Source organism: Phenylobacterium sp., assembly GCF_046290725.1.
GTDB lineage: Bacteria > Pseudomonadota > Alphaproteobacteria > Caulobacterales > Caulobacteraceae > Phenylobacterium.
Genome location: NZ_JBKBUH010000002.1, coordinates 799,571 through 812,205, shown reverse-complemented (window position 1 = coordinate 812,205; position 12,635 = coordinate 799,571). Strand labels below are relative to the sequence as shown.

At 70.8% G+C, this 12,635-nt stretch carries 11 protein-coding genes; 6 read left to right on the top strand and 5 right to left on the bottom strand.

Translation table 11 applies throughout. From position 1 onward, the window contains the following. The first annotated feature begins 36 nt into the window (after positions 1–36). The 3 genes from ACK41C_RS15260 to ACK41C_RS15250 all read left to right on the top strand — a co-directional run bounded on the left by ACK41C_RS15260 (position 37) and on the right by ACK41C_RS15250 (position 3,234). The gene (locus ACK41C_RS15260; RefSeq protein ID WP_409655972.1) at positions 37–1,140 is read left to right on the top strand and encodes a 3-deoxy-7-phosphoheptulonate synthase; all 1,104 of its coding nucleotides are present in this window, start codon (positions 37–39) and stop codon (positions 1,138–1,140) included. Positions 1,141–1,213: 73 nt separating this feature from the next. After that, the gene (locus tag ACK41C_RS15255; protein WP_409655970.1) at positions 1,214–1,948 is read left to right on the top strand and encodes an SDR family NAD(P)-dependent oxidoreductase; all 735 of its coding nucleotides are present in this window, start codon (positions 1,214–1,216) and stop codon (positions 1,946–1,948) included. Between the two features lie 59 nt (positions 1,949–2,007). Further along, the gene (locus ACK41C_RS15250; RefSeq protein ID WP_409655968.1) at positions 2,008–3,234 is read left to right on the top strand and encodes a serine hydrolase domain-containing protein; all 1,227 of its coding nucleotides are present in this window, start codon (positions 2,008–2,010) and stop codon (positions 3,232–3,234) included. Positions 3,235–3,348: 114 nt separating this feature from the next. Here the strand turns inward: ACK41C_RS15250 and ACK41C_RS15245 are convergent, their stop codons facing one another. Continuing rightward, the gene (locus tag ACK41C_RS15245; RefSeq protein WP_409655966.1) at positions 3,349–3,936 is read right to left on the bottom strand and encodes a DUF4142 domain-containing protein; all 588 of its coding nucleotides are present in this window, start codon (positions 3,934–3,936) and stop codon (positions 3,349–3,351) included. 311 nt (positions 3,937–4,247) lie between these two features. Here ACK41C_RS15245 and ACK41C_RS15240 point away from each other — a divergent pair, with 311 nt between their 5' ends. Further along, on the top strand, positions 4,248–5,030 hold the full coding sequence (locus ACK41C_RS15240) for a hypothetical protein (RefSeq protein WP_409655964.1): 783 nt from the start codon (positions 4,248–4,250) through the stop codon (positions 5,028–5,030). 6 nt (positions 5,031–5,036) lie between these two features. On the opposite strand, the gene ACK41C_RS15235 is transcribed toward ACK41C_RS15240, so the two are convergent. Genes ACK41C_RS15235 through dusB form a run of 3 tightly spaced genes read right to left on the bottom strand, consistent with a single transcriptional unit; the run spans position 5,037 to position 8,583 of the window. Then, positions 5,037–6,464: a sigma 54-interacting transcriptional regulator gene (locus ACK41C_RS15235; protein WP_409655962.1), complete on the bottom strand. Its 1,428-nt coding sequence runs from the start codon at positions 6,462–6,464 to the stop codon at positions 5,037–5,039. Next, positions 6,461–7,579: a two-component system sensor histidine kinase NtrB gene (locus tag ACK41C_RS15230; protein ID WP_409655960.1), complete on the bottom strand. Its 1,119-nt coding sequence runs from the start codon at positions 7,577–7,579 to the stop codon at positions 6,461–6,463. The genes ACK41C_RS15235 and ACK41C_RS15230 overlap by 4 nt, the downstream gene beginning before the upstream one ends. Continuing rightward, entirely contained in the window at positions 7,576–8,583 is a 1,008-nt protein-coding gene (gene dusB, locus ACK41C_RS15225) for a tRNA dihydrouridine synthase DusB (RefSeq protein ID WP_409655958.1), read from the bottom strand. Before dusB ends, ACK41C_RS15230 begins: the two co-directional genes overlap by 4 nt. Positions 8,584–8,673: 90 nt before the next feature. Between dusB and ACK41C_RS15220 the strand changes: the two genes are divergently transcribed. Continuing rightward, complete coding sequence (locus ACK41C_RS15220; protein WP_409655956.1) at positions 8,674–9,819, top strand: bifunctional 2-C-methyl-D-erythritol 4-phosphate cytidylyltransferase/2-C-methyl-D-erythritol 2,4-cyclodiphosphate synthase; 1,146 nt, start codon at positions 8,674–8,676, stop codon at positions 9,817–9,819. Between the two features lie 6 nt (positions 9,820–9,825). On the opposite strand, the gene ACK41C_RS15215 is transcribed toward ACK41C_RS15220, so the two are convergent. Beyond that, positions 9,826–12,057, bottom strand: coding sequence for a spermidine synthase (locus tag ACK41C_RS15215; RefSeq protein WP_409655954.1), 2,232 nt, complete (start codon positions 12,055–12,057; stop codon positions 9,826–9,828). An 83-nt stretch (positions 12,058–12,140) separates the two neighbouring features. Here ACK41C_RS15215 and ACK41C_RS15210 point away from each other — a divergent pair, with 83 nt between their 5' ends. Further along, positions 12,141–12,632, top strand: coding sequence for a CinA family protein (locus ACK41C_RS15210; RefSeq protein WP_409655952.1), 492 nt, complete (start codon positions 12,141–12,143; stop codon positions 12,630–12,632). Positions 12,633–12,635 lie beyond the last annotated feature (3 nt).

Genomic DNA, 12,635 nt, shown 5'->3' with positions numbered 1-12,635 from the left:
TTGGCCGCCGCCGGGCCTGAACCCCGGAGCCCAACCATGTCCGCCCCTTCCGAGATCACCGACGACCTGAGGATCGTCCAGATCGACACCCTCGCCCCGCCCAGCGAGGTGATGGCGCGCCATCCGGCGACGCCGAACGTCGCCGCCGTGGTGGGAGACTCCCGCCGCGCGGTGCAGCAAATCCTGCGCGGGGAGGACGACCGCCTGCTGGTGGTGATCGGCCCCTGCTCGATCCACGATCCGCAAGCCGCCATGGACTACGCCCAACGGCTGGCGGCCGAACGCGCGCGCCATGCCGGCGAGCTGGAGATCGTCATGCGCGTCTATTTCGAGAAGCCGCGCACCACGGTGGGCTGGAAGGGGCTGATCAACGACCCGCACCTGGACGGCACCTTCCGGATCGACGAAGGACTGAACCTGGCCCGCCGCATCCTGCTGGACGTCAACGCGCTCGGCCTGCCGGCGGCTGTGGAGTTCCTGGACGTGATCACGCCCCAATACCTGGCCGACCTGGTCGCCTGGGGGGCCATCGGCGCGCGGACCACCGAAAGCCAGATCCACCGGGAGATGGCCTCGGGCCTCTCCTGCCCGGTGGGTTTCAAGAACGGCACGGACGGCAATCTGCGCATCGCGGTCGACGCCGTGAAGGCCGCGTCCCAGCCGCACCATTTCCTGGCGGTGGGCAAGGACGGACGCGCAGGCCTGGCGGCGACGCGGGGCAATCTCGACGCCCATGTCGTGCTGCGGGGCGGCAAGGCCCCGAACTACGACGCCGCCAGCATCGCCATGGCCGCCGCCGAACTGGCCTCGGCTGGCCTGCCGGCGCGGCTGGTGGTCGACGCCAGCCACGCCAATAGCGGGAAGAAGCCGGAGAACCAGCCGGCCGTGGTGCGAGACCTGGCCGGCCAGATCGCCGGCGGCGAGGGGCGGATCTGCGGAGTCATGGTCGAGAGCCATCTCGTCGCCGGTCGCCAGGACCTGATCCCCGGCCAGCCCCTGACCTACGGCCAAAGCATCACCGACGGCTGCATCGACTGGGAGACCTCGGTGGAGGCGCTGGATGTCCTGGCGCGGGCGGTGAGGGCACGGCGCGGCCTCGCCTATGCCGGCGTGCGCGGAACCGAAGCGGTCGCGGGCTGAAGCTTCCGGCGCGGCATCTTGACGGCGGCGCCTAGGGCCGCGCTGCTTCCATCCAGCACATGGAGGCGGCGGCATGAACGACCTGGATTTCACCGGCAAGGCGGTGCTGGTGGTGGGCGGTTCGAGCGGGATCGGCAACGGGATCGCCCACGCCTTCCGCCGGCGCGGGGCGGAGGTGACGGTCTGGGGCACGCGCGCCGGGCCCGAGGCCTATGCGGACGAAGAGGGCTCGGACCTCTCCGGCCTCGCCTACGCCCGCGTGGACGTGGCCGACTTGGAGGCCATCGCCGCGGCGGCCGAGGCGTTCGAACGGCTCGACGTGCTGGTCCTGGCCCAGGGCACGGTGATCTATCGCCGAGGCGAGTTCGAGATGGACGGCTTCCGCCGGGTGGTCGCGGTGAACCTCGACAGCCTGATGGCCTGCGCCACGGCCTTCTTCCCGCTGCTGAAGGGCGCTCAGGGCGCGATCGTGACGATCAGTTCGACCGCCGCCTTCGAGGCCACCCGCGGCAATCCGGCCTACGCCGCCTCCAAGGCCGGAGCCGTGGCGTTGACCCGCACCCTCGCCCAGGCCTGGGCCGCCGACGGCGTGCGGGTGAACGGCGTGGCGCCGGGACTGGTGGCCACCAAGCTGACCCGGGTCACCACGGAACATCCCGATCGCCTGCGCGGCGCGCTCGCGCGCATCCCCATGCACCGGCTCGGCACGCCGCAGGACATGGCCGGCGCGGCGCTCTTCCTGGCCTCGCCGCTCTCAGCCTATGTGACCGGCCAGACCCTGATCGTCGACGGCGGGCTCACGCTCTAGCCGCAGGCGCGGCGACCGGCCTAAGCTGGCGCCTCGTCCGCCAGCAGCAAGGAACCGCCATGACAGCCGCCTCATCCCTCGGGTTCTCCGCCGAACGGCTCCACCGGCTCGATCGGTTCATCACCGAAAGGTACCTGGAGAGCGGCCGCTTCCCCTGCGCCCAGGTGCTGATCGCCCGGCATGGCGACGTGGTGCACGAATTCGTCGGCGGCAAGCGCGACCTGGCCCGGAACAAGCCCTGCGAAGCCGACACCCTGTTCCGCATCTATTCGATGACCAAGCCGATCACCAGCATCGCCTTCATGATGCTGGTGGAGGAGGGCAAGGTCGCCCTTGACGATCCCGTTCACCGGTTCATCCCCGAATGGAAGGATCTGGGCGTGTTCAACGCCGGCGGCCTGGGCGCCTTCCAGACCAAGCCGGCGGGTCGGCCGATGCAGATGGTCGACCTTCTGCGCCACACCTCGGGCCTGACCTACGGTTTCCAGAACCGCACCAATGTGGACGCCGCCTATCGCAAGCTGGGCATCGGCGAGATCGGGTCGACCATCGACCTGGACGACATGATCGCGAAGCTCGGCAAGCTGCCGCTGGAATTCTCGCCGGGCGAGGCCTGGAACTATTCCGTCTCGACGGACGTGCTCGGCTATCTGGTGGGCAAGATCTCGGGAATGCCCTTCGAAGAGTTTCTGCGCCGGCGCATCTTCGAACCGCTGGGAATGGAGGACACCGACTTCCAGGTGCGGGAGAGCGAACGGGACCGGTTCGGCGCCTGCTACAACGCGACCCCCAAGGGCGGACTCGACCTGCAGGACGATCCGGAGACCAGCGCCTATCTCGCCCCGCCGGGACTGGTGTCCGGCGGCGGCGGCCTCGTCTCCACCGCCGCCGACTACATGAAGTTCTGCCAGATGCTGCTCGGCCGCGGCGCGCTGGGCGACCATCGCCTGATCGCGCCGAAGACGCTGGACCTGATGACCGCCAACCACCTGCCGGACGGCAAGGACTTGACCCAGCTCTCGCGCTCGCTGTTCTCCGAGGCGACCAACGCCGGCGTCGGCTTCGGCCTGGGTTTCGCCGTGGTCACCGACCCGGCCAAGACGCTGGTCCCGTGCAGTCAGGGCGAATTCTACTGGGGCGGCGCCGCCAGCACCGCCTTCTGGATCGATCCGGTGGAGGACCTGGCGGTGGTGTTCATGACGCAGACCCTGCCCTCCTCAGCCTATCCGATCCGGCGGGAGCTGCGGACTTTGGTCTATTCGGCCCTAGTGGACCCGGCTCGCTGAGCGGCGCCGGGGTTCCAGCGGCGGCCCGGACGAGGGCGATTTCGTCCGACAGGCGATCAGAAAAAAGGCCGCCGCATGGACACACGGCGGCCTCGGAAATTTGGCCCTAGGTGATCAGCGGCCGGCGGCGCCTTGCAGCTGGCGGGCGCGCTCCAGGTGCTGCTCGAGCTTCGGCACGGTGCGGCCGGCGAAGGCCTTGAGCTGGGCGTCCTCGCCCTTGTCGGCATAGCCGCGGTGCAGGGTGATCGCCTCCTGGTGGGCGGCGACCTGCTGGTCGAGGAAGACGCGGTCGAAATCGGCGGCGCTGGCGGCGCGCAGATTGTCGAGCAGGCCCTTGCGGCGCTCGTCCATCTCCGTCGGGGCGGTCTCGCCGGCGGCCGCGGCCAGCGGCTTCATCTCGTTGGACGTGGCGGTGTGGTCGGTGACCAGCATCTGGCCGAAGGCCTTCACGTCGGCGTTCTGGGCGCGTTCCTGGGCCATACGACCGGCTTCGATCTCGTACATGTCGCCGATGGCGGCGTTGCTCACATAGCCGCCGAGGGTGTTGGCTCCCAGGGTTGCCGCCGAGGTCTGGCCGACCGCGGCGGAAGTCGCGTCCTGAACCGTGTTCACCGGTTCGCTCTGGCCGGGATTGTTGTTCTGTCCGCAGGCGGCGAGCGAGAGGGCGGCGGCGGCGGCGAAAAGGGCGAGACGTGCGCTCATGGATGGGTTCTCCCGTTATGACCGCAGACCAATCGCTCTGGCTCGGCTTTGTTCCCGAACTTGTGAACGCGAGCTTGGGACACCGCCGCCCGCCCTGGCGGTTTTTCCGACGGGCCGACCCTGGGCCCATCATCCCCTGAACGAATGGAGCGGGGTCCCGCGGCGCCGGATCGCGGGACCCCAGAGCACGATGCGGTCAGACGGAATCGTCTAACCGTTGAATCGTGCTCCAGACGCCTGACGTCGCAGCGCCGCCACAGAACCGTCGAACTCGGATGCTGATGGAAGCCGACGGCCGCGTCAGGACCCCGATGGCGAATCCCTCCGACACCGACAAGCCAGACCTGTTCGTGCGCCCGAGCCCCTGGGGGCGGATGCCGCAGCAGGCGCCGCACCGCATCGGCCCCCTGCCACGGGCCGCGGCGCAGCCTCAGGCGCGGCCGGCGCCGGCGCGCTCCAGCATCCTGACCGGTTCGGCGTTGCCGACGCCGGGGCCTGCAGCCGGGCCGAGGCCCGCCGGCGCCTCGATCCTCAGCGGTTCGCTCGTCCCGCCGCCGGCGCCCAGGCCTGCGCCTGCACCTAAGGCCGCGCCTCAGATCGCGCCAGTTCCGCCGACCGAACCTGAACCTATGACGGTGGCGCCGGTCGCGCCGCTTCGCCGCGCCCGACCAGCACGCAATCCCTTCCCCTGGATCGGGGCCGGCCTGATCGGGCTGATCGGTCTCGGCGCTGCGGCGATGTTCCTGACCCGCGAACCGCCAGCACCCGCGCCGGCGCCGGCTCCCGCCGTTCCGGAGGCCGCAGCCGCGCCGCCGGTCGCCGTCGCGCCGGAACCGGAGTCTGCCGTCGCGCCCGCCCCGAAGGTCGAACAAGCGCCCGCGCCTGCGCCACGAACCGACGCGCGCCCGCGCATCGCCCCGACGACGCCGGAGCCTGAAGCCCCCACGCCGGAAGCCGCGCCGGTGCTCCTGAACCCGACGCCGATCGAGCCGCCGCCGGTGGCCGCCCCGCCGGCCCTTGTCCCCTACACGCCGCCGGCGGAAACCGATCCGGAAGCGCCGATGACCACTCGCGGGACCGAGGTGCGGCGCTGAGCTGGCCTATCGCCGGCCGCGGCTCATCTCGACGCCGAGGTCCTGGATCTTCTTGCGCAGAGTGTTGCGGTTGAGGCCGAGGATTTCAGCCGCCCGCACCTGATTGCCGCGGGTCGCGCCCAGGGTGAGCTGGATCAGCGGACGCTCCACCTCCTCCAGCACCCGGTCATAGAGGCCCGGCGGCGGCACGCCGTCCGGCTGCTCGGCGAAATAGCCCGAAAGGTGCCGCTCCACGAGGGTGGCCAGGGTCACCGGGCCTTCCTGGCCGGGAACCGCAGGCTGCTGGTCGGCCAGTTCCCGCTCGACGATGCGGGCGGTGATCAGTTCCTCCGCATAGAGGGCGCAGATACGGCGGATCAGGTTCTCCAGCTCGCGCACATTGCCGGGCCAGGCGTGCAGCTTGAGCCGCTCCAGGGCGCCGGCGTCGATGGTCTTGGCCGGCAGGCCCTCACGGTTGGCCCGCAGCAGGAAGGTCCGGGCGAGATCGGGGATGTCGTCCACCCGGTCGCGCAGCGGCGGCAGGCGCAGGGGCGCGACGTTCAGGCGGAAGTAGAGATCCTCGCGGAACAGGCCCTGCTGGATCAGGGCGCGCAGGTCGCGGTTGGTGGCGGCGATGATGCGCACATTGGGCCGCCGGCCGGTCCTGGGGTTCAGCGCCTGTTCGGAGCCGTCGATCACCCGTAGCAGGCGGGTCTGGGCGTCGAGCGGCATGTCGCCGATCTCGTCCAGGAACAGGGTGCCGCCGTCGGCCTCCACCAGCTTGCCGTAGTCGCCGTCCTCGCGGCCGAACAGCTCGGCCTCCACCCGCTCGCGGGGCACGGCCGCCAGGTTGATGACCACGAACTTGCCGTCCTTGCGCCGGCCCATGTCGTGCAGCGCCCTGGCGACCAGCTCCTTGCCGGTGCCGCTCTCGCCGAGGATCAGCACGGTGAGGTCGGCGCCGACCAGCCGCGCCACGGTGCGATAGACCTCCTGCATCGGCCCCGAACGCCCGATCAGCGGCAGGCGCTCGTCGCGCATGGCCCTGGCCTGGGCCTTGGAGGCCTCGGAATCCACCGGCCGCGAGAGGGCCCGACGGGCGACCGAGGTCATGTCGTCCAGGTCGAAGGGCTTGGCCACATAGTCGAACGCGCCCACCTCGGCCGCATTGACGGCGGTCAGCAGGGTGTTCTGGGCGCTCATCACGATGACGGGCAGCTTGGGCCGCTCCTTGCGGATGCGCGGCAGGACGTCGAAGACGTTCTCGTCGGGCATGACCACGTCGGTGACGACCAGGTCGCCCTCCCCGTCCGACACCCACTTCAGCAGGGTGGTGGCGTTGCCGGTGGCGCGCACCTGGTAGCCCAGGCGGCTGAAGGCCTGGCTGAGCACCAGGCGGATCGAGGAATCGTCGTCGGCGATCAGGATCTTCTTGCTGCTGGCGGCCGCGTTCATCCGGCGACGTCCTCTTCCGATGCGATGGGGAGAAGCACCCGGAAGACCGTCCGCCCGGGTTCGGATTCGAAGTCGATCAGCCCGCCGTGGGCCGAGACCAGCTTGGCGACCAGGGCCAGGCCCAGGCCCGCCCCGTGGGTCTTGGTGGTCACGAAGGGCTGGAAGAGGCTCTCGCGCAGGTGCGGCGGCACGCCCGGCCCGTTGTCCTGGATGCGGACCTCCAGCGGCGCGCCGCGCAGGGCCTGCCCCTTGGCGGCGCGCATGCGCACGCCGTGGCGATAGGCGGTGTGGATGCTGATCGCGCCGCGCCCGTCGCCGCGCGAATGAGCCGCCTCGGCGGCGTTCTTCACGAGGTTCAGGAAGATCTGGATCAGCTGGTCCTCGTCGCCCAAGGTCGGCGGCAGCGAGGGGTCGTAGTAGTCGGCGAGGGCCAGGCCGTCGGCCACGCCGTTGGCGGCCAGCGCCTTCACCCGGTCGAGCACCTGGTGGATGTTGATCGGCTGGCAATCCGGAAGCGCATCGTCGGAGAAAGCCTCCATGCGATCCACCAGCCGGCGGACCCGGTCGGTCTCGTCGACGATCAGCTGGGCCAGAGGCGCATCCTCGGCCTTGGCCCCGGACTTCAGCAGCTGGGCCGCGCCGCGAATGCCGGCGAGGGGGTTCTTGATCTCGTGAGCCAGCATCCGGCCAAGCCCGATGATGGTGCGCAGGCCTGCGGCCTCGACCGAATTGCGCTCGCCGCCCGGCAGGCCGTTCTTCACGTGCAGGGTCAGCAGCACCGAGCCGTCGCCCAGCGGCGTGGCCGCGCCGTCGGCCTCGAAGGACGGCAGGCCAAAGAGGCTGATCTCCACGCCCCGCTCGCGCACGCGGGCGTCCTCCTCCAGGGCCCGGCGATAGAGGGAGACGAGCGCCGAGCCCTCAGGCAGGGCCGCCCCGAACCGGCCACGCGAGAGAAGTCCGAGTCCCTGGCCGAACAGCGCCTCGGCCGCCTCGTTCGCCGAGGCGAGCGCGCCGTCGGCGGCGATGACCAGGGCGGGCTCGGGACTGAGTTCGAAGGCCGCAGCCTTCAATCGTTCGTAGTCCACGCCCGGCGCGGCGCGGGAGCGATGGTTCATGCCGCCAACCTCGTTTCGGGATCGCGCCAGAGCGCGGTCAGGCCTTTCTCGACCTCACGGGGTTCCTCCAGGCGGCAGAGCGCGGCGCGCGCGCTCCGCCTGGCCTCGGCTGCTTTCGGCCAGGGCGCGTTTTCGATGTAGGCGGCCAGGTGCTTGCGGAAGATCCGCAGGCCGTGCCGGTCGCCGTAGAACTTCAGGCTTTCGGCCAGGTGATCGAGGGCGATGGACAGCCTCTCCTCGGCCTCCGGCTCGGCGAAGGGCCGGCCGGCGAGCCCCGCCTCGATCTGGGCGGCGACCCAGGGGCGGCCATAGACCCCGCGCCCGACCATCACCGCATCGGCTCCGGAGGCGGCCAGGGCCGCCCTGGCGGTGGCGCCATCGTGGATATCGCCATTGACGATCACGGGAACCGAGACCTCGGCCTTCACCGCTGCGACGGCGCTCCAGTCGGCCGCGCCCTTGTAGAACTGGCAGCGGGTCCGGCCGTGCACCGTGACGGCTTGGGCCCCGCGAGCCTGGGCGCGCGCGGCGATCTCCGGGGCGTTGCGGCTGGCGTCGTCCCAGCCCAGGCGCATCTTGACGGTGACAGGAACCTCGACCGCATCGACGGCCGCAGCCACCAGGCTCTCGGCCAGGTCCGGCTCGCGCATCAGGGCCGAGCCCGAGAGCACGCCGGTGACCTCCTTGGCCGGGCAACCGAAATTGAGATCTACGATCTGGGCGCCGGCGGCGACGGCGAGCCTGGCGCCCGCGGCGACATGGGCCGGGTCCCGCCCCACCAGCTGCACCACCATCAGCGGCAGCCCCTCGCCCACCGCGGCGCGGCGGACCACGTCGGGGCGGCCACGAGAGAACTCGGCGCAGGCCACCATCTCGGTGGCCACATAGGTCGCGCCCAGGCGGCTGGCGACCTTGCGGAACGGCAGGTCGGATACGCCGGTCATCGGCGCGATCCACGCCCGGCCGCCGACCGCCACATCCCCGACTGCGAGCGCACTGCTCATTTTTCAATCACCCCTACCGCCTCTGTTTTAGGCAAATTGTGCGGCGCCGTAAAGCCTGGACAAGCGACGGCGCCGCTCTAAACAGGCGGCATGTCGTTTTCGGCCGTCATCGTCGCCGCCGGGGCCAGCACCCGGGCCGGCTCGGGCCCGCCCAAACCCTGGCGGATGCTGGCCGGGCGGCCGGTGCTGCGCTGGTCGGTCGAGGCCCTGCTGGGGGCCGGCGCCGACGAGATCGTGGTCGTCGTGGCCGCCGACCGCGTGGAGGCCGCTTCCGAGGCGTTGGGTGACCTGCCGCGCTGGCGCGCGGTGGCCGGGGGCGCCACGCGGGCGGGCTCGGTCCAGGCCGGGCTGGCGGCGCTCAAGGCCGGCGAGGCGCAGCCGGTGCTGGTCCACGACGCGGCCCGGCCGCTGGTCACTCTCGCCCATGTGGAGGCTCTGCTCGCTGCGCTCGAAGGAGCCGAGGGTGCGATCCCCGCCCTCCCCGTCGCCGACACCCTGAAGCGCGGCGAGAGCCTGGTTGCGGCGACTGTCTCGCGCGAGGGGCTCTGGCGCGCCCAGACCCCCCAGGCCTTTCGGCTCGGCCCGCTGAAGGCCGCCTACGCCGCCTGGCCCGCGAGCGAGGAACCCACCGACGACGCCGCGGTGATGGAGCGCGCCGGCGGGCGCGTGGCGCTGGCGGCCGGCGACCCGCGGCTGATGAAACTGACCTATCCGGAGGATTTCGCCATGGCCGAAGCTCTGGCGGGGCAGGCCCGCATCGTCCGCATCGGCCAGGGGCTGGACGCCCATCGGTGGGGGCCGGGCGAAGCGGTCTGGCTGTGCGGCGTCGAGATCGCCCACGACCGCACCCTGATCGGCCATTCCGACGCCGATGCGGGCTTACACGCCCTGACCGATGCGGTGTTGGGCGCCATCGGCGCCGGCGACATCGGCGAGCATTTCCCGCCCTCCGACCCGCAGTGGAAGGGCGCCTCCTCCGACCGGTTCCTGATCCACGCCGTGGAACTGGCCGCCGCGCGGGGCGCGCGGATCCTGAGCGTCGACGTGACCCTGGTCTGCGAGCAGCCGAAAATCCGCCCGCATCGCGAGGCCATGCGCGCCCGCCTGGCCGAGCTGCTGCGCCTGCCGGTGGATCGGGTGAGCGTGAAGGCCACCACCACCGAAGGCATGGGCTTCACCGGCCGCGGCGAAGGCCTGTTCGCCCAGGCGGTGGTGAGCGTGGAAACCCCGGCCTGACCTGCCTCACGGCAGCCAGGTCCAGCGGTCCTTCATCTGGGTGTAGAGCGCTCCCACGAGATTCACGTAATCGTCGCGCCAGGGGCGGGCCAGGGTCGGTTCGGTCTCGTCCCACCGGGGATCGGCGGCGAAGCGGGCCAGGGCCTCGTAGGATCTGGCGATGATCAGGGCGTCTTCCGCCGACTCACGGAGGGCCGGCCGGTCGCTGGGTGGGCGGTAGCGCTGCAACAGGGCTTCGCCGCCCGCTTCGTAGGCCACCGCCATGGCGGGGCTCACCAGGTCGAGGTTGCGGTTGGAAAGGTGGAGGATCAGCACCCCGTCCGGCTTCAGCCGCTCCAGGTAGCCGCGCACGGCCTCTACCGTCAGCAGGTGCGCCGGCACGGCGTCGGACGAGAAGGCGTCGATCAGCAGGATGTCGAAGGCCTCGGCCGGCTGCTTCGAGAGCGTCAGGCGCGCATCGCCCAGCACATAGTCGATCCGCCCTTGGGCGCACCGGGTGGTGTAGCTGAAGTGCTGTGGGTCGGTGGCGATCCGCACCACCAGCGGGTCGATCTCGAAGAAGGTCATGTGGTCGCCGGGCCGGGTGTAGGCGGCCACCGCGCCGGTGCCGAGGCCTACGGCCCCAATCTCGAGCGGACGCCCCTCCTCCAGCTTGGCCAGGAACACCTGGCCGATCGGCGTGTCCGGCGCGTAGTAGGTCAAGGGCCGGCAGGCGAACTCCGGGGCCGTCGCCTGGGCGCCGTGCAGGGTGGTGCCGTGGGACAGCATCTTCACCTGGCCGCCCAGGCCCGGCACCGGCATCTCCGACTGGCGCACCACGCCGAAGAAGCTGCGCCAGCTGTTACGCACGTCCACCCGATCGCCGGCCAGATTGGCGCAGACCGACAGGAGCGCCATCAGCCCGACGAAGACGATGACCCGGTCCCGGACCAGGAACAGCGACACCACCGCCACGCCGAGAGCGATCCGGACATTGGTGTCGACGCCGAAGCGCCCGGCCAGGACGACGGCCGCCACGCAACCCGCCACGCCCAGCACGAACACCGCCCATTGCCAGATCCTTATCGGGCCATGTCCCGGCCGCGCCAGGCAGGCCAGCACCAGGGCCAGCGGGAACTCCCAGACATTGGTGAAGATTACAGGGGCGACGAAGGCGTTGAAGGCGCCGCCCAGCACCCCGCCCAGCGACATGCAGAGATAGAACTCCGTCAGCCGCGCGGGCTCCGGCCGCCGGGCCACCAGGGCGTGGTGGCACATCAGGGTGGTCAGGAAGAAGGCGGCCAGATGGATGAAGAACTGCAGGACGAAGTTCTGATTTTCCAGGGGAATCAGCAGGGCCGAAGCCGCCGCGGCCGCGGCCTGGAACATCAGCATGGTCTTGCCGGCGAAGACCGGCCTGTCGGCGAAGGCCATGATGAAGGTGGTGAGATAGAGCGCCAGCGGGATCACCCACAGGAAGGGCGCCGAGGCCACGTCCATGGTCAGGTGGGTGGTGACCCCCAGCATCAGGCTGGACGGCAGGGCGGCCAGCGCCACCCAGGTCAGGCGCCGCAGCCAAGTGGGCGCCGCGCTTTCCGCGGGAGGCTGGGTCGCCGCCCCGGCGCTCGTGGAGGAAACGAAAACGGCCAGGGCCGCCATCAGCAGAACGAAGGCGCCATAGCCGGCGCTCCAGCCGAAGGTCTGTCCTCTCAGGGCGATCAGCGGCTCCACCAGAGCGGGATAGGCCAGCAGGGCCAGAAGGCTGCCTAGGTTGCTGGCCGCATAGAGCACATAGGGCTGGGCCCCCGTCTGCAGGTGGATCGTGCGTGCGTGCCAGGCCTGGACCAGCGGCGCCGTGGCCGAGAGCACGGCGAAGGGCGCGCCGATGGAGAGCGCCAGCACACCCAGCAGCCACAAGGCCGGTCGGGCGGGGTCCGGATCGCCCAGGGCGCCGGTGATATGCAGCGGCAGGACCAGGGCCGCCGCCAGCAGGGCGGTCAGATGCACCCCCGCCTGGATCCGCACCGAGGCGATCCTCTGCAGGAGGTGGGCGTAGAGGTAGCCGGCCAGCAACGCGCTCTGGAAGAAGGCGATGGAGGTGTTCCACACCGAGGGGCTGCCGCCCAGCAGGGGCAGGACGAGCTTGGCCACCATCGGCTGGACCAGGAAGACCAGGCCGGCGCTGGTGAACACGGTGAGGGCGAACAGGGCGGAAGATGCGGCCCGGACGGGCCTGCCGGCCCCTTCGAGGGATATCATGCGCTCGATTCGGCTTGTTCTAAGGGGCTCCCGATGTTGTGGTCTGGCTTTCGTCTTGCCTAGTCATTACCGGAGTCGCCGCCATGTTTTCCCTGGAGATCGAGACCCTGGCGCGGCTCCTGATCGACGAGGCGCGGGAGCGCTCCTTGCGTATCGTCACCGCCGAGAGCTGCACAGGCGGGCTGGTCGCGGCCGCCATCTGCTCCATCGCCGGGGCCTCGGACGTGTTCGAGCGGGGCTTCGTCACCTATTCCAATCGCGCCAAGCAGGAACTGCTGGGGGTGCCGGGGGACCTGATCGCCGATCTGGGCGCGGTGTCCGAGCCCGTGGCCCGGATGATGGCGGAAGGCGCGCTGGAAGCCTCCAACGCCCACGTCGCGGTGGCGATCACCGGGGTGGCCGGGCCGGGTGGCGGCACGCCGATGAAGCCGGTGGGCACCGTCCACATCGCCACCGCGCGGACCAATCACGGCCTGATGCACCGCGCCGAGTTCTTCGCCTGCGAAACCCGCGCGGAGATCCAGGAAATGGCCACCCAGGCGGCGCTGCAGGCCCTGCGCGACCGGATTTCCTAGAGC